Annotated in this window: 25 protein-coding genes and 1 tRNA gene; 21 read left to right on the plus strand and 5 right to left on the minus strand. The window is 59.4% G+C overall.

Annotated elements, in window-relative coordinates:
- Positions 1–104: 104 nt before the first annotated feature.
- The 5 genes from plsX (at position 105) to ACTHND_RS17960 (ending at position 3,357) form a co-directional block, all read left to right on the plus strand.
- On the plus strand, positions 105–1,238 hold the full coding sequence (plsX, locus tag ACTHND_RS17940; protein WP_440179344.1) for a phosphate acyltransferase PlsX: 1,134 nt from the start codon (positions 105–107) through the stop codon (positions 1,236–1,238).
- A gap of 4 nt (positions 1,239–1,242) precedes the next feature.
- Positions 1,243–2,223: a beta-ketoacyl-ACP synthase III gene (locus ACTHND_RS17945; protein WP_440179345.1), complete on the plus strand. Its 981-nt coding sequence runs from the start codon at positions 1,243–1,245 to the stop codon at positions 2,221–2,223.
- Positions 2,224–2,346: 123 nt separating this feature from the next.
- On the plus strand, positions 2,347–2,649 hold the full coding sequence (locus ACTHND_RS17950) for an integration host factor subunit alpha (RefSeq protein WP_018080247.1): 303 nt from the start codon (positions 2,347–2,349) through the stop codon (positions 2,647–2,649).
- Between the two features lie 15 nt (positions 2,650–2,664).
- Positions 2,665–3,168 carry a MerR family transcriptional regulator gene (locus ACTHND_RS17955; RefSeq protein ID WP_440179346.1) on the plus strand — a complete coding sequence of 168 codons (504 nt, stop codon included), beginning with the start codon at positions 2,665–2,667 and terminating at the stop codon, positions 3,166–3,168.
- Positions 3,169–3,280: 112 nt separating this feature from the next.
- Positions 3,281–3,357: transfer RNA gene (locus tag ACTHND_RS17960), tRNA-Pro, on the plus strand.
- 180 nt (positions 3,358–3,537) lie between these two features.
- Here the strand turns inward: ACTHND_RS17960 and ACTHND_RS17965 are convergent.
- The 4 genes from ACTHND_RS17965 to ACTHND_RS17980 are packed head-to-tail and all read right to left on the minus strand — an operon-like array spanning position 3,538 to position 5,075.
- Positions 3,538–3,939, minus strand: a complete 402-nt coding sequence (locus tag ACTHND_RS17965) for a hypothetical protein (protein WP_440179347.1) — start codon at positions 3,937–3,939, stop codon at positions 3,538–3,540.
- 46 nt (positions 3,940–3,985) lie between these two features.
- On the minus strand, positions 3,986–4,585 hold the full coding sequence (locus ACTHND_RS17970; RefSeq protein WP_440179348.1) for a TMEM175 family protein: 600 nt from the start codon (positions 4,583–4,585) through the stop codon (positions 3,986–3,988).
- Entirely contained in the window at positions 4,582–4,818 is a 237-nt protein-coding gene (locus ACTHND_RS17975; RefSeq protein WP_440179349.1) for a DUF2842 domain-containing protein, read from the minus strand. The genes ACTHND_RS17970 and ACTHND_RS17975 overlap by 4 nt, the downstream gene beginning before the upstream one ends.
- Positions 4,818–5,075 carry a transglycosylase gene (locus tag ACTHND_RS17980; protein ID WP_303830341.1) on the minus strand — a complete coding sequence of 86 codons (258 nt, stop codon included), beginning with the start codon at positions 5,073–5,075 and terminating at the stop codon, positions 4,818–4,820. Before ACTHND_RS17980 ends, ACTHND_RS17975 begins: the two co-directional genes overlap by 1 nt.
- Positions 5,076–5,318: 243 nt before the next feature.
- Between ACTHND_RS17980 and ACTHND_RS17985 the strand changes: the two genes are divergently transcribed.
- A complete protein-coding gene (locus ACTHND_RS17985; protein WP_440179350.1) occupies positions 5,319–6,368 on the plus strand; it encodes a COX15/CtaA family protein in 1,050 nt (349 codons plus the stop codon).
- Here ACTHND_RS17985 and ACTHND_RS17990 read toward each other — a convergent pair.
- On the minus strand, positions 6,365–7,789 hold the full coding sequence (locus tag ACTHND_RS17990; RefSeq protein WP_440179351.1) for an alkaline phosphatase PhoX: 1,425 nt from the start codon (positions 7,787–7,789) through the stop codon (positions 6,365–6,367). The two genes, ACTHND_RS17985 and ACTHND_RS17990, sit on opposite strands and share 4 nt — an antisense overlap.
- A gap of 232 nt (positions 7,790–8,021) precedes the next feature.
- Between ACTHND_RS17990 and rplM the strand changes: the two genes are divergently transcribed.
- The 15 genes from rplM (at position 8,022) to dxr (ending at position 24,056) form a co-directional block, all read left to right on the plus strand.
- The gene (rplM, locus tag ACTHND_RS17995) at positions 8,022–8,495 is read left to right on the plus strand and encodes a 50S ribosomal protein L13 (RefSeq protein WP_440179352.1); all 474 of its coding nucleotides are present in this window, start codon (positions 8,022–8,024) and stop codon (positions 8,493–8,495) included.
- Between the two features lie 2 nt (positions 8,496–8,497).
- Positions 8,498–8,983: a 30S ribosomal protein S9 gene (gene rpsI, locus ACTHND_RS18000; protein WP_090643298.1), complete on the plus strand. Its 486-nt coding sequence runs from the start codon at positions 8,498–8,500 to the stop codon at positions 8,981–8,983.
- A 210-nt stretch (positions 8,984–9,193) separates the two neighbouring features.
- Complete coding sequence (argC, locus tag ACTHND_RS18005) at positions 9,194–10,138, plus strand: N-acetyl-gamma-glutamyl-phosphate reductase (RefSeq protein ID WP_440179353.1); 945 nt, start codon at positions 9,194–9,196, stop codon at positions 10,136–10,138.
- A 34-nt stretch (positions 10,139–10,172) separates the two neighbouring features.
- Complete coding sequence (locus ACTHND_RS18010; RefSeq protein ID WP_440179354.1) at positions 10,173–10,430, plus strand: DUF1467 family protein; 258 nt, start codon at positions 10,173–10,175, stop codon at positions 10,428–10,430.
- A gap of 95 nt (positions 10,431–10,525) precedes the next feature.
- Entirely contained in the window at positions 10,526–11,842 is a 1,317-nt protein-coding gene (gene proS / locus ACTHND_RS18015) for a proline--tRNA ligase (protein ID WP_440179355.1), read from the plus strand.
- 5 nt (positions 11,843–11,847) lie between these two features.
- Positions 11,848–13,134 carry a lipoprotein-releasing ABC transporter permease subunit gene (locus tag ACTHND_RS18020; protein ID WP_440179356.1) on the plus strand — a complete coding sequence of 429 codons (1,287 nt, stop codon included), beginning with the start codon at positions 11,848–11,850 and terminating at the stop codon, positions 13,132–13,134.
- Entirely contained in the window at positions 13,127–13,828 is a 702-nt protein-coding gene (locus tag ACTHND_RS18025; protein ID WP_440179357.1) for an ABC transporter ATP-binding protein, read from the plus strand. The genes ACTHND_RS18020 and ACTHND_RS18025 overlap by 8 nt, the downstream gene beginning before the upstream one ends.
- A 265-nt stretch (positions 13,829–14,093) precedes the next feature.
- Positions 14,094–17,528 (plus strand): DNA polymerase III subunit alpha, encoded by a 3,435-nt coding sequence (dnaE, locus tag ACTHND_RS18030; protein ID WP_440179358.1) that lies wholly within the window; start codon positions 14,094–14,096, stop codon positions 17,526–17,528.
- A 256-nt stretch (positions 17,529–17,784) separates the two neighbouring features.
- Positions 17,785–18,567 (plus strand): 30S ribosomal protein S2, encoded by a 783-nt coding sequence (gene rpsB / locus ACTHND_RS18035; RefSeq protein WP_440179359.1) that lies wholly within the window; start codon positions 17,785–17,787, stop codon positions 18,565–18,567.
- A gap of 159 nt (positions 18,568–18,726) precedes the next feature.
- Complete coding sequence (gene tsf / locus ACTHND_RS18040; RefSeq protein WP_440179360.1) at positions 18,727–19,641, plus strand: translation elongation factor Ts; 915 nt, start codon at positions 18,727–18,729, stop codon at positions 19,639–19,641.
- A gap of 187 nt (positions 19,642–19,828) precedes the next feature.
- Positions 19,829–20,569, plus strand: coding sequence for a UMP kinase (gene pyrH / locus ACTHND_RS18045; RefSeq protein ID WP_440179361.1), 741 nt, complete (start codon positions 19,829–19,831; stop codon positions 20,567–20,569).
- Between the two features lie 13 nt (positions 20,570–20,582).
- Positions 20,583–21,140, plus strand: a complete 558-nt coding sequence (frr, locus tag ACTHND_RS18050; protein ID WP_440179362.1) for a ribosome recycling factor — start codon at positions 20,583–20,585, stop codon at positions 21,138–21,140.
- 63 nt (positions 21,141–21,203) lie between these two features.
- The gene (gene uppS, locus ACTHND_RS18055) at positions 21,204–22,004 is read left to right on the plus strand and encodes a polyprenyl diphosphate synthase (RefSeq protein WP_440179363.1); all 801 of its coding nucleotides are present in this window, start codon (positions 21,204–21,206) and stop codon (positions 22,002–22,004) included.
- Positions 21,985–22,842, plus strand: coding sequence for a phosphatidate cytidylyltransferase (locus ACTHND_RS18060; protein WP_440179364.1), 858 nt, complete (start codon positions 21,985–21,987; stop codon positions 22,840–22,842). The genes uppS and ACTHND_RS18060 overlap by 20 nt, the downstream gene beginning before the upstream one ends.
- On the plus strand, positions 22,839–24,056 hold the full coding sequence (gene dxr, locus ACTHND_RS18065; RefSeq protein ID WP_440179365.1) for a 1-deoxy-D-xylulose-5-phosphate reductoisomerase: 1,218 nt from the start codon (positions 22,839–22,841) through the stop codon (positions 24,054–24,056). The genes ACTHND_RS18060 and dxr overlap by 4 nt, the downstream gene beginning before the upstream one ends.
- The last annotated feature ends 8 nt before the right edge of the window (positions 24,057–24,064 follow it).

Raw genomic sequence — 24,064 nt, forward strand, 5'->3', positions numbered from 1 at the left:
GGATGATTGGGCTTGCATAGTTGCAAAGTGCCGCTATCGTCCGCGGCTTGTTTCCAGAGTATGTGCTTTGAGTGAGAAAAGCTTAGGTGAGGTCAGATAGCTCCGTGTCGCCAGCAACAGAACCTCAGTCGAATGCCGCTGTTCCGAAAGACGCAATAGTCATTGCCATCGACGCCATGGGCGGCGACCACGGCCCGGCGGTAACGGTGTGCGGGGCCGCGCTTTTGCTCGATGAGCATCCGTCGGTCTTTTTTCAGCTTCATGGGGATGAAGCGCGAATCAATGCCGAACTGGCGAAGTTGCCGAAGCTGAAGGCGCGATCGGTTGTCATCCATACTGATCAATGCGTGGCCATGGACGAGAAGCCGGCCCAGGCGATCCGCCGCCGCAATACCAGCCTGTCCAATGCCATTCATGCCGTGAAATCCGGCGAGGCGCGGGCGGTCATTTCGGCCGGCAATACCGGCGCCCTGATGGCGCTCTCCAAGATGATCCTCAGGATGATGACCGATGACCTGGAGCGCCCGGCCATCGGCTGCTCATGGCCCAATAAAAAGGGTTTCGGCACCGTGCTCGATGTCGGCGCCAATGTGACATCTGACGCCCGCCAGTTGATCGAATTCGCCCTGATGGGGGCCGCCTTTCATCGCGCCGTGCATGGCGTCAAAAAGCCGTCCATCGGTCTGCTCAATGTCGGTTCGGAAGACGTCAAGGGCCATGAAGAGGTGCGCGAGGCCCACAAGCTGCTCAAGGAAAACACCCTCGGCCTGAACTATTACGGCTTCGTCGAGGGCACGGATCTGTGCGCCGGTACGGTCGACGTGACAGTGACGGATGGCTTTACCGGCAATGTGGCGCTGAAAACCGCCGAGGGCACCGCGCGGTTTATCAAGGATCTGCTGAAGGACGCCTTCAAATCGGGGCCGATGGCCATGCTGGGCGCGCTTCTGGCCGGTTCGGCGCTGAAGGCGATGGCGAAACGCATCGATCCGGGCGCCAGCAATGGCGGGCCGCTTCTGGGCCTGAAGGGTATTGTCATCAAAAGCCATGGCGGCGCGGATGCGCGCGCCTTCTCGAACGCCATCCGGGTCGGGCTTTCCCTGGCGACCAGCGGTTATGAGCGTGATATTGTTGACAGTCTGGCCCAGTTTTCGCAAAGCCTGACGGCGGAAGCCAGCCTGGCTGCGGACCTGAAAGAAACACCAGCCGTGGTAGCCGCGGGCGATAAGGTAAACTAGGAACATGCGTGTGTTAAGATCGGCGGTTACCGGGGTTGGCGGATTCCTGCCGGAACAAGTGATCACCAATGATGATATGGCGCGGATGGTGGATACCTCCGATGCCTGGATTACGGAACGGACCGGTATTCGCCAGCGTCACAAGATCGACGACGGCATGAAGACCTCCGACTTGGCTGTGGAGGCCGCGAAGGTCGCCCTGGCGGCCGCCGGCAAGACGGCGGCGGAGGTTGACCTCATCATCGTCGCCACCACCACGCCGGACATGCCGTTTCCCTCCACGGCCTCCATCGTGCAGAACAAGCTCGGCGCGCCGACCTGTCCGGCCTTTGATGTCCAGGCGGTCTGCTCCGGCTTTGTCTATGCCCTGAGCGTGGCGGATGGTTTTGTGGCGCGTGGCCTGTCGAAATGCGTGCTGGTTATTGGCGCCGAGGCGATGAGCCAGTTGCTCGATTACAGCGACCGCGGCACCTGCATCCTGTTCGGCGATGGCGCCGGCGCGGTCGTGGTTGAGCCGGTCGAAGGTGAGGGGACCAAGGCCGATCGCGGCATCCTTGGTTTCGACCTGCGATGTGATGGCTCCAAGGTCGATCTGCTCTATGTCGACGGCGGTACGTTCGAGGCTGAAAACCGGATCGGCAAGATCCGGATGCAGGGCAACCAGGTCTTCAAGCACGCGGTTCACAAGATATCGCAAGCCGTTGAAGCGGCGGTAGAAAAGGCCAATCTCGAAATCGCCGATATTGACTGGTTCATACCGCATCAGGCCAACCAGCGCATTCTCAATGGTGTGGCCGAACGGCTGGGCCTGGATGAGAACAAGGTTATCTCGACCGTGGCGCAGCACGCTAATACCTCGGCGGCCAGCATTCCGCTGGCCTGGTATGTGGGGGTGCAGGATGGCCGCGTGAAGCCCGGCGATCTGGTCCTGATCGAGGCACTGGGCGGTGGTCTGACATGGGGCGCGGCGGCGATCCGCTTGTAGGGTTATTCCCGTAACGGACGTTTTTTATCATAAGTTCTCTATAAGCCTTTGACGGATAGCGATAATTGCGGCATTGTGCTGGCTTGCTTTGGTTAAAACCATTCTGCAGGGGCGCTTGAGACCATGAAATCGCAGACCTTGACGCGAGCCGAACTTTTCGAAGACGTTCATAATGAGCTGGGCCTGCCGCGGCAGGAATGCGCGGCGATTGTCGAGCGCACGCTTGATCTGGTGGTTGAAGCGCTGGAGCGCGGCGATACTGTAAAGCTTTCGGGTTTTGGCGTTTTCCAGGTGCGCGAAAAGAACGCCCGCGTCGGCCGCAATCCCAAGACCGGCAAGCCCGCCGCCATCGATCCGCGCAAGGTCATTTCCTTCCGTGCTTCGCAGATCGTTAAGGCGCGCGTCGACGCCGGCACGCACGAGTAACGAGGTAGCGCACCGGTGAACAAGGGGCCGCTCGCCTTACGGACCATTTCCGAGACCGCCGATGCTCTGGGCGTGCCGCAGCATGTGCTGCGCTTCTGGGAAACCAAGTTTACCTTCATTCGTCCGACCAAGCGCGCCGGTGGCCGCCGTTTTTACCGCCCGCAGGATATTGACCTGCTGATGGGTGTAAAGACGCTTCTTTATGATCGTGGCTTCACGATTCGCGGTGTGCAGAAGCTGTTCAAGGACGAGGGCCAGAAGGCCATTCTCAATCCCTCCGGCGAACGCTATTCCGGCCCGGCTGACGAAGTGGTGGCGACCGAGCAGGGGCTGGTGTCACAGGATGAAATCGCGGCTGAGGATGCTGAAGGTGTGCGTCAGCCGGTCTTTGGTGGCGCGTCTGTTCCGCCGGCGGCGATGTCGGCCGAGATGCGGGACAGTTTCCTGAAAATCGCCAACGCTCTGGAAGAGGCTCAGGCCAGCCTGGCGCGCCATATCGACCTTGCGAAGCGCAGTTAATTTCCGGTGGAATTTCCCGGAAATCTGACTTTTGGGGATTGCCGCAGGCGATGTTCGTCTCTATAAGCCGCCTCTCTTAGGGGCGACACCTGCTGTTTTCCTTATGTTTTGGCGGAGCGTGGCGCAGCCTGGTAGCGCACTTGACTGGGGGTCAAGGGGTCGCAGGTTCGAATCCTGTCGCTCCGACCATTGAAATATAAAAGGCATCCCTCTTGGGGTGCCTTTTTTATTTCAATGTCTGCGCTCAGGGGCGAACCTTGTTCGAAAAGCGAGCTGGCGAGCTTTCGGCGAAGCGCAGCGGAGCCAATCCTGTCGCTCCCACTGAGAAAGCGTCGCGCAGCGACACCGATCTGTCTTTCATCCCAACCATCAAAACCGTCTGACGGCCGGATCAGGCGGCCCCAGCAATGCTTCTATCTCCGCATCGCTCAACTGGCCGCCCCGAAGTGCTTTGTCGGCCTCGATAAGCGCCCTGGCCTGGCGCTCGACCTCCAGATAGCGCGACTGTCCCGCCGCCTTTCGTGGTGCCGGAGCAATCGGCGGCACAGCTGGCTTCAGCATGGGCGGCTCTTCTCCGGCCAGTTTAATCGCCTTGCTGATCGAGATCAGCGCCTTGGCGGCGCGATCAGCCTCAACAAAGGTAGTCGGTGTTTCGATCTGCTCGTAGGCATCAAGCAGGTTCAAAGCGAGTTTGCGCAGGCGCTGGGTGATATCGGTCTGTTCCATGCCTAAAGCATAGACCGGCCTGACGAACCGGGGACTTTTTAGCATTGCGCGCTTTTTAATCCGAAAAGTGCGTTACACTTTTCGGAAACCGCTAATGCTCGATCCTGCGGTCGGGTACCAGCCAGATCAGGGCCACGATCACATAACAGGCGATGCCGGCAAAGCTGTTCCAGACCGTCAGGGCCAGCCCCAGAATATAGATGGCTGTGGAGATATATCCCTTCACATCACTGCCGATGGCGCGGCCGACGGCGCTGTCCCGACCGTTTACGGCGATCAGCACCTTCACCAGTATGGAATAGGCAATGGAGGGCATCAGCAGGGAGAGCCCATAGGCGGCCGTGGGGATGGTGGCGAAATCGCTTTCGCCCATCCAGCGCGTGGTGAAGGGGACCAGCGACAGCCAGAACAGCAGGTGCAGGTTGGCCCACAGGGCGCCGCCGTTTATCTTGTGACAGGCGTGGAGCAGGTGGTGGTGATTGTTCCAGTAGATGCCGACATAGATAAAGCTTAAGGCATAGAGCAGGAAGGTATGGCCGACATCGAGCAGGGCGTGGAGGTCGACGCCTTCGGGCGTATGCAGTTCCAGCACCATGATGGTGATGATGATGGCGATGACGCCGTCGCTGAAGGCTTCCAGTCGCCCCTTGCCGATAGCCGGCAACACTGGTCTGGCCGTTTCTTCGCTCATTTGCTCTTGTTTTTCCCTTTGTAATTTTCCGACCAGGAGATCAGTGGAATGATCGGCACGCCCCACAGGGTGCCGGCCAGGGCATAGAAGATCAGGGCCGTGATCTGGCCGCCATGCAGGAAGCCGGCCAGTGCGGCCACCACGCAAACGTAAAAGCCCAGCCAGACGAGAATCCCCAGGCAGGCGATGGCGCGGCGCTGGGGCAGGCTGAGCCGGTCAAACGGACCTGGCATTAGCGGCGCTCGATCATGCGAGTGAGGTGGAACAGGCCAAGCAATACCGAACTGCCGGCGAAGGATACCATCAGGATCGAGAAAAAGTGATCGCCGATCATTTCGCTGCTCTGGGTGAAAAAATTGAGCAGAATGGCGCCGAAAATGGCGACGAAAACATTGATGGGAAAGCTGAAACGGCTTTTGCTCATGGCGTTGGCGATCCAGCCGACCACGAAACCGGCCAGGGTGGCGAGGATATAGTTCTCTGCCGTCATGGCTGAGGGGTCCTTTCTTGGCCATTGTTCGGCCTTTTTCGTGCGCGAAGCGCTTGAATTGCCCGTTGCGGTATGGGCAAAATCAAAGCGACGCCATACCTTTGTTACAATCTCTTCAGCCAAACGGCAAGGATTTGAAACAGAGGCGGGCGGCGGAATTGGCTAAGCGCATCCCGAAAAGTGTAACGCACTTTTCGGATTAAGGTGCGTGTTAAAGAAAAGTTCTAAAAGTTGGATATCTGAATGAAGCGTATGGCGCGACTTCCCCTCAAGTCACCCGTTGTAGCGGTCTGGCTGTTCGTGGCGGCCTTTCTGGTTCTGACCCTGGTTTGCGTCGGCGGCGCCACCCGTTTGACCGAATCCGGCCTGTCGATCACCGAATGGAAGCCGGTGACCGGCGTGTTGCCGCCGATGAACGAGACCGACTGGCAGGCGGCCTTCGAGGGCTACCAGAAAATACCGCAGTACCGCATCATGAACGCCCATATGAACCTGGAGCAGTTCAAGGGCATCTATTGGTGGGAGTGGGCGCACCGCCTGCTGGCGCGTTTGCTGGGCATGGTCTATCTGCTGGGCTTTATCGGCCTGTTGCTGGCGAAGGCAATACCGGCACGGCTGATCTGGCGCTGCGGCGTATTGGTCGGGCTGATCGCGGTTCAGGGCTTTGTCGGCTGGTGGATGGTTTATTCCGGTCTCCAGTACCGCACCGAGGTGGCGCCGGAAAGGCTAATGACGCATCTGTCGCTGGCGCTGATTCTGATGTGTGGCTCGATCTGGACCGGACTTGAAGCGCTTGAAGGGCAAACGCGCGGCCGCGGCGCGCCGGACGGCTGGAAAGCGGTGACCTGGTTGCTGCTGCTGGTTGTCTTCGTGCAATGTATGCTGGGCGCCCTGGTGGCCGGCAATCGCGCCGGACTGGTATATAATGACTGGCCGCTGATGAACGGGCATATTTTCCCGCTGGTCGACTGGGCGAAAGGCGTCGGCTACAGCTTCCTGCACGATCAGGGGCTGGTGCAGTTCATGCACCGCATGAACGCCTATCTGCTGCTGGTCTTCGCCACGGCCTATGCTCTGGTGATGGCGCGCAAGATCAATGACGATGCCTTGAAATCACTGTCGGCCACCTTGGCGGCCGCCACCTGGATTCAGGCGGCCCTGGGCGTGACCACTTTGATTACAGTAGTCACGCTGGGCTTTGCATTGGCGCATCAGGTGGTTGCGGTTTGCGTGCTGGCGCTGGCGGTCTGGTTGACCTGGAGTGTGGCGCGCGCCGACCGGGTGTTTCGCTAGACGGCCCGCCGGCTGAACTTTTCCCACGGGCCGGTGATCGCCACGGTGACGCTGTTCGTCTGGATATTGGCGAACAGGGTGGAGCCGTCCGGCGAGAAGGTGACGCCGGCCCATTCCGAATGCTGGGCATCGACATTGCGGGCAAAGGTCGTCACCTTGCCTTCGGGTGTGACAATGCGCAGGTGGTTGTTCAGCACGTCGGAATAACGGTCCTCGCAGACATAGAGGTGGCCCCACGGCGCCACGGTGAGGTTATCGGCATAGTCGATGACGCGCAGGTCGCCGGATTCGACGAACAGTTCAATCTGGCCGGGCTGGTCCTTTTCGCGGTCCGTGCCTTCATAAGGGCTGGGGATATAGCGCATCAACTGGCCATAGGCTTTAGCGCCGCCGGAGGTGCAGGCGAAGAACAGTTCGTTGTGGCCGTAATGGATGCCTTCGCCACGCGAGAAGCGTGCGGCCCCTTTGAGATAGGCTTGCGTGCGCAGGCTGTCGTCCGGGCTTTCGACATCCTTCAGGTCGACCCAGGTGACGGCATGGCGGTCGCCGACGTTCCACAGATGCGCGTATTTGTTGCTCGTGACGGCACGCGGCACATCATGGAAGGCGAGGGCCTGGAGGCGGCCGCCCTTGTGGAGGTAGCGCGTGTCGTTCGGCAGGTAGCGGTAAAAAACGCCATCGGACATGTCCTCGGTCATGTAGACGATGCCGGTGCGCGGATCGATGGCCACGGCCTCGTGGTTGAAACGGCCCATGGCCTTGATCGGCACCGGGGCGGCAATGCCTTTGTAGCCCGACGGCACCTCAAAGACGAAACCGTGGTCCTTTTTGACGCCGTCGCCGGCCGCTTGAGTGGTTTCCTCGCAAGACAGCCAGGAGCCCCACGGCGTCGCGCCGCCAGCACAATTGGTCGAGGTGCCGGTCAGCGACAGGAAATGGCTTTCCAGTTGCCTGGTCTTGATATTGTAGACGAGGGTGGTGGTGCCGCCGCTCAGGGGCGCGCCGTTGGTGTCATGATCGTAGACGCGCGCGCGGTCGAGTTTGTCAATCAACTGGTGGCGGTCGCCGAGTGGGCCGATATCGGTGATATTGTGCTTGATCTCGTGATTGCGCACCAGAACCACCTTGTCGGGCGAAGTGTGCGGAAAGGCGGCCATGCCGTCGTGCAGGCCCGGCACCTTGAAACCATCATCCATGGTTTCGCCCAGGGCCGAGAACGCCGTGTAGGAAAAGCCGGCCGGCAGGTCTATGAAGCCTTTCGGATCGGGCAGGAGCGGGCCATAGCCTTCGATTTCGCTGAGATAGCCGGGATCGGCGGCCGGTTCGACGCGGGCAGCGGCCAGGGCACGGTGGCCAAGGCCAGCGAAAGCGGAAGAGGTAGCGATCGCACCGCCAAGCATGAGACGTCGGGAAATTTGCATCTGATCCTCACAAATGAGCTATGTTCAGGGCTTGCCACGTCCGTATTACCGTTTCGTGACAGTGAAAAATGTTACGGTAAATTAATACCTTTATAAAATATCTTATTAAAAACAATTGATTACTGGTGTTTTTGCTAAAAATAATGCGTTGACAGGGTGGTGTCTCTCCCGTATATCCCGCGCTCTTCTCCGCCCGGATATCCTTTTCGGATGGAAACCTAAGGATTTTATCATGTTGACCTCCACGACCGCGGCGCTGAAGCCCGCTGATGTCGAGAAGAAGTGGATCGTGATCGACGCCGAGGACGCCGTGCTCGGCCGTCTGGCCTCGTACATCGCCATGCGTCTTCGCGGCAAGCACCTGCCCACCTATACGCCGCACGTTGATTCCGGCGACTATATCGTCGTCATCAATGCCGAGAAGGTCCACCTGACCGGCAAGAAGGAAAACGAAATCTTCTACTGGCACACCGGCCATCCCGGTGGCGTCAAGCAGCGCACGCTTGGCCAACTGCTGAACGGCAAGTATCCCGAGCGCGTCCTGACCAAGGCCGTCGAGCGCATGATGCCGAAGGAAAGCCCGCTGGCCCGTGGTCAAATGACCAACCTGCGTATCTACGCCGGCGCCGCCCATCCCCATGAAGCTCAGCAGCCGGAAGTCGTCGACTTCAAGTCGCTGAACCGCAAGAACGTCCGGAGCGTCTAATCATGTCCGATATCCAAGCTCCCGCTCAAGGTATGGAAGCCCTGGCTTCCCTGTCGTCGGCCCCTGAGGCCGCGCCCGTCCGCGTCCAGCAACTCGACAAGTATGGCCGCGCCTATGCCACCGGCAAGCGCAAGAACGCCATCGCCCGCGTCTGGATCAAGCCGGGTTCCGGCAAGTGGATCATCAATGACCGCGAACAGGAAGTGTATTTCGCCCGTCCCGTCCTGCGCATGATGATCGCCCAGCCGCTCAACCTGACCGATCGCGCCTCGCAATTCGACGTGTTCGTTTCGGTCCAGGGTTCGGGTCTCTCCGGCCAGGCCGGCGCAATCCGTCACGGCCTGTCGAAGGCGCTGACCTATTATGAGCCGGGCCTGCGTCCGACCCTGAAGGCCGCCGGCTTCCTGACCCGCGACTCGCGCGTCGTCGAGCGTAAGAAGTACGGCCGCGCCAAGGCGCGCAAGAGCTTCCAGTTCTCGAAGCGTTAATCGCACGAGTCACAAACTCATGCGGAAAAGCGCTTCGGGCAACCGGAGCGCTTTTTCTTTATTCTCCTCCCTTGCAAGCGAAGCGTAGCGGGGGAGGTGGCAGCGAAGCTGACGGAGGCCCCCCCCCGTAAGCGGCCCCCTCCGGCGAGACCAGCTCGCCACCTCTCCCACAACGGCGTTGCCGCAAGCAGGGGAGGAGAAAGGTAGACCATGTCCCATAAGGTTTTCATCGACGGCGAAGCCGGCACCACTGGCCTGCAGATCCGTGAGCGGCTGGAAAAGCGGCCGGATATCGAACTGATCCGCCTCAGTGACGACAAGCGCAAGGACGCCGCCGCCCGAAAGGACGCGCTCAATTCAGCCGATGCCGTCATCCTTTGCCTGCCGGATGAAGCCGCTATTGAAGCCGTGTCAATGGTTGAAAATACGCATGTGCGCGTGATCGATGCCTCGACCGCATTCCGCACCGATCCGTACTGGACCTACGGTTTCCCGGAAATGAGCGATGAGCAGCGCGCCGCCATCAAGACGTCGAAACGCATCAGCAACCCCGGCTGCCACGCCACGGGTTTTATTGCCCTGACGCGGCCACTGGTCGAGGCCGGCATCATTCCGTCCTTCTTTCCAATCACCGCCACCTCGCTGACGGGCTACAGCGGCGGCGGCAAATCAATGATTGCCGAATTCGAGGGTGGCCCCGATCACGGCAAGGGTCATGAGCGGCTTTACGCCACCGGGCTTTCGCACAAGCACCTGCCGGAAATGACACTCTACTCCGGCCTGGAAAGTCCGCCTATTTTCACGCCGGTGGTCGCCAATTTCCCGCAAGGGCTGATCGTTCAGGTGCCGCTGCATCTGTGGGCGTTGCCGGACGAGCCCGACATCGATGCGGTGCGCAACCTGCTGACGGCGCATTATCTCGGCGAGCAATTTGTACGTGTCGCCTCGGCTGAGGAAAGTGCCGAGACTGGCGCGGTTCATGGCGCCATGCTGGCCAATACCAATCAACTCTTGATCCATGTCTTCGGCAATCCGGACCAGGATACGGCCAACCTGGTGGCGGTGTTCGACAATCTCGGCAAAGGGGCTTCTGGCGCCGCTGTACAAAACCTGAATCTGGTATTAGGTGTGGAGGAAGGTCTGGGACTGATCTAGGCCGCAATCGCAGGAAACGTCACAGGAAGCGCCAATGAACCCGATTAGCTGGGCCGCCATCTATCTGATGATCTGGTGGGTGACCTTTTTCGCCATTCTGCCGCTGTGGAACCGCACGCCGGTGGAGGAGGGCACCGAGGTCATCAAGGGCAATGATCCCGGCGCGCCGATCAAACATAACCTGTGGAAGAAGGTCAGGATCAACAGCCTGGTGGCGCTGGTTGTCTGGGGACTTGTGATCGTCTTCATGTACTTCATCCATATTCCGCTTCCGACAATTCCGGGCGCGTAACGCGAATCCGCCATAATCCCGTGTAAAAGCGCTTCACTCTCCCGGCCGAACTGTCTAGGGTGCGCGCAACTCAAGTTACACACGGATTCTCAACCATGCGCCTGTCGCGCTTCTTCCTGCCCCTTCTCAAAGAAAATCCCGCCGAGGCCCAGATCGTCTCTCACCGCCTGATGCTGCGCACTGGCATGATCCGCCAGGAAGCCGCCGGCATCTATGCCTGGCTGCCGCTGGGCTTCAAGGTGCTAAAGAAGATCGAAAAGATCGTCGAAGAAGAAATGGCGCGCGCCGGCTCGATTCAACTGTTGATGCCAACCCTGCAACTGGCCGACCTGTGGCGCGAATCCGGCCGTTACGAAGACTATGGCCAGGAAATGCTGCGCATCAAGGACCGCCACGAGCGGGAGATGCTCTACGGTCCGACCAACGAGGAAATGATCACCGAAATTTTCCGCGGCACGGTGCGGTCCTACAAGGATCTGCCCCTAAATCTCTTCCATATCCAGTGGAAATTCCGCGACGAGCAGCGCCCGCGGTTCGGCGTGATGCGCGGCCGCGAATTCCTGATGAAGGATGCCTATTCGTTTGACGTGGACGAGGCAGCGGCGCGGAAATCCTATAACCGCATGTTCACCGCCTATCTGAACATCTTCTCGCGCCTGGACCTGAAAGCCGTGCCGATGCGCGCCGATACCGGCCCGATCGGCGGCGACCTGTCGCACGAGTTCATCATCCTGGCCGATACCGGCGAAAGCGCCGTCTTCTGCCATGAAGACCTGATCAACATGCCCGCGCCCGGCAATGACGTCGATTGGGACAATCTCGAACACATATTCGAGGGCCGCACTGCGCTCTATGCCGCCACCGAGGAAATGCATGACGACGCTCGTTTCAAAGCCGAGGTGCCGGAAGACAAGCAGGTGTCTGCGCGCGGTATAGAGGTCGGCCATATCTTCTATTTCGGCGAGAAATATTCCAAGCCGATGAAGGCCGTGGTCAATGGGCCCGATGGCGAAATCACCGTCCATATGGGCTCTTACGGTGTCGGTGTTTCGCGTCTGCTCGGCGCGATTATCGAGGCCTCGCATGACGACGCCGGCATTATCTGGCCGGAAAGCGTCGCGCCGTTCGATGTCGCCATCGTCAATCTGCGCCAGGGCGATGAAGCCTGCGACGCCGCTTGTGAAAAAGCCTATTCAGCCCTGCAATCGGCCGGCCGCGACGTGCTTTATCACGACACCGACGAGCGTGCCGGCGCCAAGTTCGCCGCCATGGATCTGATCGGCGTGCCATGGCAACTGATCATCGGCCCGAAGGGGCTGGCAGACGGCCAGGTCGAACTGAAAAACCGCGCCACCGGCGAACGCCTGACCGTGCCGTTTGACGCCGGCCTCGCACAACTCTCGAAGGCATAAGCCGCATGGCATCGTTGCTGTCGCTGTTCAATTTCAAAGGCTGGGAATTTGATCTCGCCCTGAAATATCTCCGCACCAAGCGCAAGGACGGCGGCATCGCGGTCATCGCCATCATCAGCTTCACCGGCATCATGCTGGCGGTGACGGCGCTGATCAGCGTGCTGTCGATCATGAACGGCTTCCGCGACGAACTGATGTCGCGCGTCCTGGCCTTCAGCGGCCATGCCTATGTCTCCGGTCAGCCGATCAATGATTTTGCTCATCGTGATGATATGCTCAAGCGGATCAAGGCGATACCGGGTGTTGTTGATGCAAATCCTTATCTGGATTCGCCCGGCCTTATCCAGAATTCGCACGGTCAGACCGGCCTGGCTTATATGCGCGGCGTCATCCCTGAAGCGCTCAAGCACACCAAACTGATCAGTGACAGCATAAAGCCGGCCGATGGCATGGCGCAGTTCGGCGTCGGCGACTACGGCGGGGATGTCATCCTGGTCGGCAGCGGTGTGGCCAATGAACTGGGTCTCAATGCCGGCGACGAGGTAACGCTCGTATCGCCCGGTGGCTCGACGGCTTTCGGCGCCACGCCAAGGCGCAAGGAATATACGGTCGGCGGCATTTTCAAAAGCGGCGTCAGCGATATCGACAAAGCGTTTATCTATATGCCGATCACCCAGGCGCAACTGTTCTTCGACCGCGAAGACGAGTGGGATACGGTCGAAATCAAGGTCGACAAGCCCTATGATATCGATCTCTACCGTCCGGCCCTGACCAGGGCGGCGGGCGAGGGCGCCTATATTTCCGACTGGAAGGAGCAGAACGCCTCGCTGTGGGGCGCGCTCAAGGTCGAGCGCACGGCCATGCGGTTCATCCTGTTCTTCATTGTCATCATCGCAACGCTCAACATCATTTCCGGCATTGTCATGCTGGTGAAGAACAAGACGCGCGATGTCGCCATTTTGCGCACCATGGGCGCCGACCGGGCGGCGATCTCGCGGATTTTCTTCATGACGGGCACGATCATCGGCGCTGCCGGCACGGCGGCGGGCTTGCTGCTGGGGGTGCTGTTCTGCACCTTCATCGGGCCGATCCAGCATTTCCTGGAATGGCTGCTGCATACCAAGCTGTTCCCCGCCGATGTCTATTATCTCGATGCCGTGCCCGCCAAGATGGAGCCGTCCGAAGTGGCGTTCGTGGTCATCGCGTCTCTGCTGGCGGCCTGTATTTCCACCTTCTTCCCGGCCTTGTGGGCCTCCAAGCTCGAACCCGTGGAGGCACTCCGTTATGAGTAACCCGGTTTTATCGCTCAAAGGACTGCACCGCGATTACGCGCTGGGCGATGGTCGCAAGCTGGCCGTGCTAAAGGGCGTCGATCTCGATGTCATGCCCGGTGAACTGGTCGGCCTGGTAGGGCCGTCGGGTTCCGGCAAGTCGTCCCTGCTTCATGCCGCCGGTCTGCTGGAAGCTGCGCCGAATGCCCGCCTCAGCATTGACGGCGAGGATTTCCATTCGGCGGACGAGCGTTTGCGCACGAAGGCGAGGCTGGAAAAGATCGGCTTCGTCTACCAGTTCCATCATCTCCTGCCGGAATATACAGCTGTGGGCAATGTGGCTGTGCCGCAGCGCATTATGGGGCGGCCGATGAAGGAAGCCGAGGCGAGGGCGCGGGAATTGTTAACCGCCCTGGGACTGGCGGAACGACTGGATCACCTGCCGGCGCAGCTATCCGGTGGCGAACAGCAACGCGTGGCCATAGCACGGGCATTGGCCAACAAGCCGCGCCTGCTGCTGGCGGATGAGCCGACGGGTAATCTCGACCCAGCGACATCAGGGCAAGTGTTTGACGCCCTCAAGGCCATCGTCAAGGCCCAGGGCGTGGGGGCGGTGATCGCCACCCATAACCTGGAACTGGCCAGGCATATGGACCGGGTGGTCAGGCTGCTTGACGGCCAGTTAGTGCCTTTCGACGTCCACGCGGAAATTTAATCCACTTATCAATCAACAGGTTATAATTTTGTTCCGCCTGTGGAACACAATCCCTATTGCGGTTGGAACAAAACAAGAATATAGAACAAATCATGAATTAGGGAACATCAATAGAACGCAAAGGAATGTGGAAAAATGGTCAGCGCCCTGCATAACATGTTGTCATTTGCCGCCGTTACGGGTTTTGTTTTCCTCATGTGCCATGTGGTGTCGCTGGCGGCGTGAGTCGCGCGAACCGGGCCGGGTTCACCCATAGGAGCGCGTCGTGAGCGAAGATTTCATCCACCTGCGCGTCAAGTCGGCCTATTCGCTGCTGGAAGGCGCCATCAAGGCGTATGATATGGGCAAGCTGGCCCATAAACAGAACATGCCGGCCGTGGGAATTGCTGATCGCTGCAATCTCTTCGGCGCCCTCGAATTTTCCCAGGTGTGCAAGGATACGGGTGTCCAGCCCATTATTGGCTGTTCGCTCCCGGTCAGGGGCATTGGCGGCGCGCCATCAGAACGCTGGGGCAAGATTCCGACCGTCGTTTTGTTTGTCCAGAATGAAGCGGGCTATCTCAACCTCACCAAATTGTCTTCCATTGCCTATGTCGATGCGGATGCCGCCGAAGAACCGCATGTCCGCTGGGAGCAGGTGGTCGCGCATAACGAGGGATTGATCCTGCTTTCGGGTGGTTTTGATGGGCCGGTAGACGTGCTGTTCCGTCAGGGCAAACCGGACGAGGCGGTGACAGCGCTTCGAATGATGCAGGAGGCCTTTGGGGACCGCTTTTACATTGAACTGCAGCGACATGACGGATCGCCTCAGGGCGGCGTCAAGGGCGGGGTGGTGGAAGTCGGGCTGGTGGAATATGCCTATGCCAATGACGTGCCGCTGGTAGCCACTAACGACGTGCAGTTTGCCACGCAGGATCTGGCTTCGGCGCATGAGGCCCTGCTGTGTATTTCCGATGGCGCCTATATGGGGCAGGAAGACCGCCGCAAGGTTACGAAAGAGCATTGGTTCAAACCGGCTGTCCTGATGCGGGAATTGTTTTCCGACCTGCCCGAAGCCTGCGACAATACGCTGGAAATCGCCCGGCGTTGCGCTTTTCTTGTCAGCAAACGCGATCCGATCCTGCCGCGCTTCGATACCGGCGCCGGCCGCAACGAAGCAGAAGAGCTGACTTATCAGGCGCGCGAGGGCCTGAAAATGCGCCTGAAACAGGTCAAGCTGGCCGTGCCGGAGGAAGACTACTGGGCGCGTCTGGAGCGGGAAATTGGCATCATCATCCAGATGGGCTTTCCCGGCTACTTCCTGATCGTTTCGGACTTCATCAAGTGGGGTAAGGCGCACGATATTCCGGTCGGACCGGGGCGGGGCTCCGGTGCCGGTTCGGCCGTGGCCTGGGCGTTGGCGATTACCGATCTGGACCCGCTTCGCTTTGGTCTGCTGTTTGAGCGCTTCCTCAATCCGGAACGGGTCTCGATGCCGGACTTCGACGTCGACTTCTGCCAGGAGCGCCGCGAAGAGGTGATCTCCTATGTGCAGGAAAAGTACGGTCGTGACCGGGTGGCACAGATCATTACTTTTGGTACGCTTCAGGCACGCGCCGTTTTGCGTGATACCGGACGGGTGATGCAGTTGCCTTTGGGGCAGGTGGATCGTCTGTGCAAGATGGTGCCGAATAACCCGGCCAATCCGACGACCCTGGCCCAGGCCATCGAAATCGAGCCACGCCTGAAAGAAGCGCGAGATGACGACGATGCGGTCAGGCGTTTGCTCGATACAGCGTTGAGGCTTGAAGGTCTGTACCGTAACGCGTCCACCCACGCCGCCGGTATCGTGATCGGTGACCGGCCTCTGACCGAACTGGTGCCACTGTATCGTGATCCGCGGTCGGATATTCCGGCGACCCAGTTCAACATGAAATGGGTGGAAAGCGCCGGTCTCGTCAAGTTCGACTTCCTCGGCCTGAAGACCCTGACCACGCTCAAGCGGGCGCAGAACTACCTGAAAAAGCGCGGTGTCGATATCGATTATTCAACCCTGCCGCTGGATGACAAGCCGACCTATGATCTGTTGGCGTCCGGCCAGTCGATCGGTGTGTTCCAGCTTGAAAGCCAGGGAATGCGCGACACGCTGCGCAAGATGCAGTGTAGCTCGCTGGAGGAGATCACGGCGCTTATCTCGCTCTATCGGCCGGGGCCTATGGATAATATCGATACCTATGTCGACCGGAAATTCGGCCGGATGGAAATCGATATGCTCCACCCCAGTTTGGAACCGGTGCTTAAGGAAACCTACGGCGTCATCATCTATCAGGAACAGGTGATGCAGATCGCCCAGGTTCTTTCCGGGTATAGCCTGGGAGAAGCTGATTTGCTGCGCCGGGCCATGGGTAAAAAGAAGAAAGAGGAGATGGACTTGCAAAAAGCAAGGTTCATTTCCGGTGCGGCCGAAAAAGGTGTGCCTGAAAAACAGTCCGACAGCATTTTCGAGCTCGTCAACAAATTCGCCGGCTATGGGTTCAACAAATCGCACGCCGCTGCCTATGCCTTTATTTCCTACCAGACGGGCTATCTGAAAGCCAATCACCCGGTCGAATTCTTCGCGGCGACCTTTAGCCTCGATATGACCAATACCGACAAGCTGGCAGTTTTCTATCAGGACGCCCGGCGGTTCAATGTCACGATCCGCCCGCCCGATATCAACCGATCCATGGCCGATTTCGATGTCGAAAATGGCGAGGTGCTTTACGCCTTGGGCGCCATCCGCAATGTGGGCTTTGAAGCCATGCAGAGCGTGGTTCAGGCGCGTGAGGAAGGCGGCAAGTTTACCGATCTGTTCGACTTCCTGGAGCGTATCGACCCGAAGGCGGTCAATAAGCGCGCACTGGAAAACCTCGCCAGGGCAGGGGCGTTTGATTCCATCCATCCTAATCGCGGGCAAATTGTGGCGGCGGCGGATATCCTTATGGCCTATGCCCAGAGCATGGCGGCGGATCGGGCGGCCTCCCAGGTCAGCCTTTTCGGTTCCAATGAATCGTCGCGGCCGCGTCTGCCGAATGTGGCCACGGTGTCAGGACCGGCGCGCCTCGATGAGGAACTGGCGGCTATTGGTTTCTATCTGTCGGGCCATCCGTTGCAGGACATGCTGGATGTCTTCAAGCGTAGGAATGTCACCCTCTACGCCGATGCGGTGGCCCTGGCATCTGAAGGACGTGAAGCCTTCCGTATGGCGGGTATTATCCGCCGCAAACAGGAGCGGGCCGCACAGGGCTCAGGTGAAAAATTTGCCTTTGTCACCTTGTCCGACCCCAGTGGTGAGTATGAGGTGTTGTTCCCGCCGGAATCGCTGCGCAAGAACCGCGATCATCTGGAAGTGGGCAATTCGATCGTTCTCAAGGTGCGAAGCAAAGGCCGCGATGGTGAGGTGCGTTTCTTCGGTGATGACGCCGGTCCCATGTCCGAAACGCTCAAGACCGATGATATGGGCCTGAGAGTGCATGTACTGGCCAATGTGATCAATATGGCTGAACTGAAGGAAAAGCTGGAAGCGTCGAAATCTCCTAAAGGAGGGGAGATCAGCTTGACCGCCGATCTTGGTGGGGAGGGGGTCATCGAGTTCAAATTGCCACTGCGCTATAATCTGGATGCGCATCTGCGGGGGGCGCTCAAGCATATGTCGGGCATCATTGAACTGGAGGATGCCTAGTTTTTTGAATTTGGTCTTTTTAAATAGTAGTGACAGAGGCTCAAAGGCTGGATTTGATCCTTTGGTTGCAATTCGTACTTTTCTTGCCGGTGAGGCTTGCTTTTTTTTGAAATTGTGAATAGGTGCAGGCCATCTCACACGCAGGTGCGCGCCATCTTCCCTAAATCGGGCTGATAGCGTTCCGAGGCGGAAACGGGCATGGGCCCGGCCAAGCTTTTCTATCTGCGGCGGATTATCGGAAGAAGGATACTACATTATGGCTATGCCAGAAATCTCCATGCGCCTCCTGCTCGAAGCCGGCGCGCACTTCGGTCACCAGACTCACCGCTGGAACCCCAAGATGGAACGCTACCTGTTCGGGTCGCGCTCCAACATTCACATCATCGACCTGTCGCAATCCCTGCCGCTGTTCCACCAGGCCCTGCTGAAGGTGCGTGAAGTGGCTGCCAGTGGTGGTCGCGTCCTGTTCGTCGGCACCAAGCGCCAGGCGCAAGGCCCGGTGGCCGCTGCTGCGAAGCGTTCGGCCCAGTATTATGTCAACCACCGCTGGCTCGGCGGCACCCTGACCAACTGGCGCACCATTTCCGGTTCGATCGCGCGCCTGCGTGAGTTGGAAAACGTCCTCGACAACAATCCGGCCGGCCGTTCCAAGAAGGAACTGCTGACCCTGACCCGCGAGCGCGAAAAGCTTGAACTGTCGCTGGGTGGTATCAAGGACATGGGTGGCATCCCCGACCTGATGTTTGTGATCGACACCAACAAGGAAGGTATCGCCATCCAGGAAGCCCGCAAGCTGAACATTCCTGTGATCGCCATCCTCGACTCGAATTCCGATCCGGACGGCATCACCTATCCGGTTCCGGGTAACGACGACGCTGCCCGCGCCCTGCAACTGTACTGCGACCTGATCGCTGATTCGGTTCTGGACGGTCTGGCCGCTGGTCAAGTGGCTTCGGGCCGTGACCTGGGTGCTTCGGTCGATCCGATCGAGCCGGCCCTGGTTGCCGATAATGCCGCAGACGCTTCCAGCGAAGCCTAAGGCTTCCTATATAGGGGCCAACGCGGTGGAGTAAAGTCGCCCGGCCTTACGAGACATGTGACAGCTTAAAGCCGGAATTGGCTTTAAGCTGTTGCTGAATTGACATGTATCGCGGCTATGAAGCTGCGAAATCTGAAACATCAAACTTAGGAGGATTTCATGGCTGAAATCACTGCTGCCCTGGTCAAGGAACTGCGCGAAAAGTCGGGCGTAGGCATGATGGACTGCAAGAAGGCGCTGGCTGAAAATGGCGGCGACATCGAAGCGTCCCTGGACTGGCTGCGCGCCAAGGGCCTTTCCAAGGCCGCCAAGAAGGCTGACCGCGTCGCTGCGGAAGGTCTGGTTGTCATCGCGTCGAAGGTCGAAGGCAAGGGCATGACCGCCGCTGCCGTCGAGGTCAACGCCGAAACCGATTTCGTTGCCCGCAACGACCTGTTCCAGGCCCTGGCGCGTAAGGCCGGCCAGGCCGGTATCGCCGCCAACACGGTGGAAGACGTCGCGGCCGCCGTTTCCGACGACATCACCAACCTGATCGCCACGATCGGTGAAAACATGGTCGTTCGCCGTTTCGCCAAGCACAGCGTGTCGGAAGGCGTCGTCGCCACCTACATCCACAATGCGATCGCGCCGGACCTCGGCCGTATCGCCGTGCTCGTCGCCATCGAGTCGGCCGGTGATCCGGAAGTGCTGAAGGAAATGGGCCGCAAGGTTGCCATGCACGTCGCCGCCACCCAGCCTTTGTCGCTGAACGTCGAAGATCTGAACCAGGAACACGTCGAGCGCGAAAAGGCCGTCCTGACCGAGCAGGCCAAGGAATCCGGCAAGCCGCTGCAGGTCATCGAAAAGATGATCGAAGGCCGTATCCGCAAGTTCTATGAAGAAGTCGTTCTGCACAAGCAAGCCTTCGTCATGAACCCGGACCAGACCGTAGAGGAACTGGTAGCGGAAACCGCCAAGACCCTCGGCACCCCGGTGAAGATCACCGCATTTACGCGTCTCGCCCTGGGCGAAGGCGTGGAAAAGAAGGTCGATGATTTCGCGGCCGAAGTCGCCTCGATGACGGGCGGCGTCTGATAAACGCTTAAAAGCATTCCTTTTCGGGGCTTTTGGAGGCGTCGGCATTTGACATGCCGGCGCCTCTTTTTTATGACAATCAGGCGTGGAAGTCCGGCCCTGCCGGGGTCTTCCGCCTATCCAAAGCGCGCTTAAAGCGCTAAAGCCGTCATATATCTGACGCCTGACTGATTCACCGGAGCCGACCATGACATCCCAAGCCCTGCAGACTTCGGAACCGCTGGCCTATAAGCGCATCCTGCTGAAGGTTTCCGGCGAGGTTCTGATGGGCGACCAGGGCTTTGGCATCGATATGAATACCGTCAAGGCTGTCGCCGCCGAGGTTGCCGCCGTTGCGCGCCTGGGAGTGGAACTGTGCCTGGTGATCGGCGGGGGCAATATCTTCCGTGGCCTGTCGAAGGCGGCCGGGGACATGGAACGTTCCAGCGCCGATTACATGGGAATGCTGGCCACGGTAATGAACGCCCTGGCCATGCAGAATGCCCTGGAAAAGCAAGGCATCGATACCCGCGTGCAATCCGCCATCCAGATGAATGCCGTATGCGAGCCGTTCGTACGCCGCCGTGCCATTCGTCACCTCGAAAAAGGCCGGGTGGTCATATTCGCCGCCGGTACCGGCGCGCCTTACTTCACGACCGATACCGCGGCTGCCCTTCGGGCTGCTGAAATGAATTGCGATGCGCTCTTCAAGGGCACGTCGGTCGATGGTGTCTATACTGCCGATCCGAAGAAGGACAAGACGGCCGAACGCTATCAAAACCTCAACTATCTTGAGGTCTTGTCAAAGGATCTTAAGGTGATGGATGCGTCGGCTGTCAGCCTGATGCGTGAAAACGCCATCCCGATCGTGGTCTTCTCCATACGCACGCCCGGCGCCCTGAATGAGGTCATTCACGGCAAGGGCACCTACACTGTCATCACACAATAAGCGAGATATCGTCATGGCAAAGCCTGAACTCACCCGTTACAAGGACCGCATGGACAAGGCGGTCGACGCCCTGAAGGACGATTTCTCCGGGCTGCGCACCGGCCGGGCCTCGGCCTCGCTGCTCGACCAAGTAATGGTCGATGCCTATGGTTCCTCCATGCCGCTCAATGCCTGCGCATCGGTCTCAGTGCCGGAACCGCGCATGATTAGCGTCAATGTCTTTGATCGCGGCACGGTCACGGCCGTTGAAAAAGCTATCCGCAACGCCGGTCTGGGTCTCAATCCGATCACCGACGGCAATACCCTGCGTATTCCGATCCCGCCGCTGACCGAGGAGCGCCGCAAGGAGCTGGTCAAGATCGCCGGCAAGTATGCGGAAACCCAGAAGGTTGCCGTGCGCAATGTCCGCCGCGAGGCCATGGATGACCTCAAGAAGGCCGAAAAAGCCTCGGAGATCAGCGAGGACGAAGAGAAGAAGGGCGGCACTGAGGTGCAGGGCTTTACCGATGCGGCGATCAAGCGTATCGATGAATTGTTGAAGGTCAAGGAAGCCGAGATCATGCAGGTTTAAGCGGTTCGCCGTTTTACCTGTGACGCGTTTTAGTCCGGCCTGTGCCAAACGAAAGTTGCCTTTATGCCTTTAGGCCCCACGGATGCTCTCACCATAACCCCGCAGGCGGGTGAAAAGAGTCATGATGTGAAGGCGCGGCCCCAAAAATCGCTGCATGTGGCGGTCATAATGGATGGCAATGGTCGCTGGGCGAAGGCGAAGAACCAGATCCGCACCATGGGACACAAGGCGGGCGTCGATGCGTTGAAGCGCACCATTACGGCGGCGGTCGATCTGGGCGTGACTCACATGACGGTCTTTGCCTTCTCAACGGAAAACTGGCGTCGCCCGGAAGCCGAGGTCAATGACCTGATGGGCTTGCTGCGCGCCTTCATCAAGTCTGATCTGGAGCGACTGCGCAAGGAAGGCGTCTGTGTGCGGATCGTTGGCCAGGAAGCGGGCCTGCCGGCGGATATTGTCGGCATGGTCAATGAGGCCCATGAAAAGACGAAGGATAATTCGCGCTTTTACCTTCAGGTGGCGCTGAATTATGGCGCGCAGGCCGATATTATAGAGGCGGTGAAGCGCATCGCCACTGAGGTCCGGGCGGGCGACCTGAACCCCGACGATATTACACCGGAGACCTTTGGCGGGTATCTGTCAACGCAGGGGCTGCCGCCGCTCGATCTGCTGATCCGGACCAGCGGCGAACACCGGCTGTCGAATTTCCTGCTGTGGGAAGCGGCCTATGCCGAGTTTGTGTTCCAGGATATCCTGTGGCCCGATTATGGCTATGAACCCCTGAAGGCGGCGCTGGATATATTTGCCCGCCGGGATCGCCGGTTCGGCGCTGTGGAAGCGGGACATGTCAAGCCAGCCCTCTGATGACCATGCCGTGGTGCCTGATGGAAAACCGAAGAGCAAGGGGCGTGAACTCGCCGTTCGCGTCGTATCGGCCCTGGTACTAATAGCGGTTGTCCTCGGCATCACCATGCTCAAGGACCACCGGCCCTTCCTGGTGATGATCAGCGTCGGCGTGGCGCTTCTTTGCATCGAATGGGGGGTGATGATGGCGCCCAACATATCCGGGCGGATCGCCGTGGCTGTAGCGACGGCGGCCATAGCGGCGCTGTTCGTCGGCTATCTGGGCCATCCCCTTCTGTCTATCCTGATGCTGTGCTTCGGCTCGCTGTGCGCCGGCCTTTATGCCTACCGCCTGCATGTCGGCTGGGTGGATGCGGCCTATGGCGCGCTTTATATCGGCTGGCCGGCCATCGTCATCATGTGGCTGCATCAAAGCAAGCGCGGCGTGGAATGGGTGTTTTTCGCCTTTCTGATCGCCTGGGCGGCGGACAGCGCCGCCTTCGCCGCGGGTAAATTCTTCGGCGGCCCGAAGCTGTGGCCGCGCTATTCGCCAAACAAGACCTGGGCCGGATTCGCCGGTGGGCTGATTGCCGGGATGCTGACGGCGGGCGCTTTGTCGGATATCACCGGCCTCTTCAAGCATGATACCTCGGCTTCGGTCGTCGGTTTGCTGGTGGCGCTGGCCACCATGGCGGGCGACTTGTGGGAATCGGCGCTCAAGCGGCGGTTCGGCGTCAAGGATGCCGGCACGCTGATTCCCGGTCATGGCGGATTGCTCGATCGCGTCGACGGTCTGATGTTTGCCATTGTCGCCATCGGGGGTATACGTCTGCTGGTCATGCTAGGCACTGAAATATGAATTCTGTTTCCACCAGGCGTATATCCATTCTCGGCTCGACCGGTTCGATCGGTGTGTCTACCTTGCGGCTGCTCGATGAAACGGGCGTAGCGGGGAAAGACTATGTGATCGAAACCCTGGTCGGCGGAAAGAACGTGGCGCTGCTGGCCGAACAGGCGCTGAGATATCGGCCCGCGATCACGGTTCTGGCCGATGAGACTCAGTGGCCGGCCTTCAAGGCGTTGATCGGCGAGTCCGGACTTGAGATTGCCTGTGGCGCGGCAGCCGTGTGCGAAGCGGCGGGACGCAAGGCCGACTGGATAATGGCGGCGATCGTCGGCATTGCCGGCCTCAAACCAACCTGGGCGGCGGCGGGCACCGGCGCCATCCTGGCTTTGGCCAACAAGGAGGCGCTGGTCTGTTGTGGCCGGGCGCTGATCGATCGGGTGGAGGCCCATGGCGGCACCGTCCTGCCGGTCGATTCCGAGCATAATGCCATCTTCCAGGTGCTGGACGATCCGGCGCGGGTATCGAAGCTGATCCTGACCGCTTCCGGCGGGCCGTTCCTGGGCCGTTCACGCGAGGACCTGAAGGCGGTGACGGTCGAGCAGGCGCTTAAGCATCCGAACTGGAACATGGGTGCCAAGATCACCATTGATTCCGCCACGCTCGCCAACAAGGGGCTGGAATTCATCGAGGCGGCCTATCTGTTCGATATGCCAGCCAGCCAGATCGACGTTCTGGTCCATCCGCAGTCGGTTATTCACTCGATGGTCGAATATAAGGACGGGTCATCCCTGGCGCAGTTGGGTTCCCCGGACATGCGCGTGCCGATTTCCTACTGCCTGGGGTGGCCGCAGCGCATCGACTGGCAGGCGCCGAAACTCGACCTGGCGGCGCGCGGCACCCTGACCTTCAGCGCGCCCGACCTGACGGCCTTTCCGATGCTGCGCCTGGCGCGCGAGGCGCTGGAGGCGGGGGAGGGGATGCCAACTGTCTTTAATGCCGCCAATGAGGTCTGCGTGCAGGCATTCCTTGACCGTCAGATCGGCTTCCTGCAGATCGCCGAATTTGTCGAATCCGCCATGATGCGGGCTCAATTGCCGTCTATCCCTTCCAAAGATCACGCAAGTCGTGATACGAACGACGGGACCATGACACGCGCGCTGGAAATCGATGGCGAGATCCGGCGCCTGGTGGGCGAGCTTTTCGCCACCGCCAGGTTGTCGGCGTAAGGTCGTGG

This window comes from Asticcacaulis sp. (genome assembly GCF_051954415.1).
In the GTDB taxonomy this organism is placed as follows: Bacteria; Pseudomonadota; Alphaproteobacteria; order Caulobacterales; family Caulobacteraceae; genus Asticcacaulis.

What these genes read in the sequence shown, in the direction of transcription:
- ACTHND_RS17945 (WP_440179345.1), top strand. Translation starts at nt 1,243, where the DNA reads ATGCGTGTGTTAAGATCGGCGGTTACCGGGGTTGGCGGATTCCTGCCG.
- ACTHND_RS17950 (WP_018080247.1), top strand. Translation starts at nt 2,347, where the DNA reads ATGAAATCGCAGACCTTGACGCGAGCCGAACTTTTCGAAGACGTTCAT.
- ACTHND_RS17965 (WP_440179347.1), bottom strand. Translation starts at nt 3,939, where the DNA reads ATGCTAAAAAGTCCCCGGTTCGTCAGGCCGGTCTATGCTTTAGGCATG.
- ACTHND_RS17970 (WP_440179348.1), bottom strand. Translation starts at nt 4,585, where the DNA reads ATGAGCGAAGAAACGGCCAGACCAGTGTTGCCGGCTATCGGCAAGGGG.
- ACTHND_RS17975 (WP_440179349.1), bottom strand. Translation starts at nt 4,818, where the DNA reads ATGCCAGGTCCGTTTGACCGGCTCAGCCTGCCCCAGCGCCGCGCCATC.
- ACTHND_RS17980 (WP_303830341.1), bottom strand. Translation starts at nt 5,075, where the DNA reads ATGACGGCAGAGAACTATATCCTCGCCACCCTGGCCGGTTTCGTGGTC.
- ACTHND_RS17985 (WP_440179350.1), top strand. Translation starts at nt 5,319, where the DNA reads ATGAAGCGTATGGCGCGACTTCCCCTCAAGTCACCCGTTGTAGCGGTC.
- ACTHND_RS17990 (WP_440179351.1), bottom strand. Translation starts at nt 7,789, where the DNA reads ATGCAAATTTCCCGACGTCTCATGCTTGGCGGTGCGATCGCTACCTCT.
- rplM (WP_440179352.1), top strand. Translation starts at nt 8,022, where the DNA reads ATGTTGACCTCCACGACCGCGGCGCTGAAGCCCGCTGATGTCGAGAAG.
- rpsI (WP_090643298.1), top strand. Translation starts at nt 8,498, where the DNA reads ATGTCCGATATCCAAGCTCCCGCTCAAGGTATGGAAGCCCTGGCTTCC.
- argC (WP_440179353.1), top strand. Translation starts at nt 9,194, where the DNA reads ATGTCCCATAAGGTTTTCATCGACGGCGAAGCCGGCACCACTGGCCTG.
- ACTHND_RS18010 (WP_440179354.1), top strand. Translation starts at nt 10,173, where the DNA reads ATGAACCCGATTAGCTGGGCCGCCATCTATCTGATGATCTGGTGGGTG.
- proS (WP_440179355.1), top strand. Translation starts at nt 10,526, where the DNA reads ATGCGCCTGTCGCGCTTCTTCCTGCCCCTTCTCAAAGAAAATCCCGCC.
- ACTHND_RS18020 (WP_440179356.1), top strand. Translation starts at nt 11,848, where the DNA reads ATGGCATCGTTGCTGTCGCTGTTCAATTTCAAAGGCTGGGAATTTGAT.
- ACTHND_RS18025 (WP_440179357.1), top strand. Translation starts at nt 13,127, where the DNA reads ATGAGTAACCCGGTTTTATCGCTCAAAGGACTGCACCGCGATTACGCG.
- rpsB (WP_440179359.1), top strand. Translation starts at nt 17,785, where the DNA reads ATGGCTATGCCAGAAATCTCCATGCGCCTCCTGCTCGAAGCCGGCGCG.
- tsf (WP_440179360.1), top strand. Translation starts at nt 18,727, where the DNA reads ATGGCTGAAATCACTGCTGCCCTGGTCAAGGAACTGCGCGAAAAGTCG.
- pyrH (WP_440179361.1), top strand. Translation starts at nt 19,829, where the DNA reads ATGACATCCCAAGCCCTGCAGACTTCGGAACCGCTGGCCTATAAGCGC.
- frr (WP_440179362.1), top strand. Translation starts at nt 20,583, where the DNA reads ATGGCAAAGCCTGAACTCACCCGTTACAAGGACCGCATGGACAAGGCG.
- uppS (WP_440179363.1), top strand. Translation starts at nt 21,204, where the DNA reads ATGCCTTTAGGCCCCACGGATGCTCTCACCATAACCCCGCAGGCGGGT.
- ACTHND_RS18060 (WP_440179364.1), top strand. Translation starts at nt 21,985, where the DNA reads ATGTCAAGCCAGCCCTCTGATGACCATGCCGTGGTGCCTGATGGAAAA.
- dxr (WP_440179365.1), top strand. Translation starts at nt 22,839, where the DNA reads ATGAATTCTGTTTCCACCAGGCGTATATCCATTCTCGGCTCGACCGGT.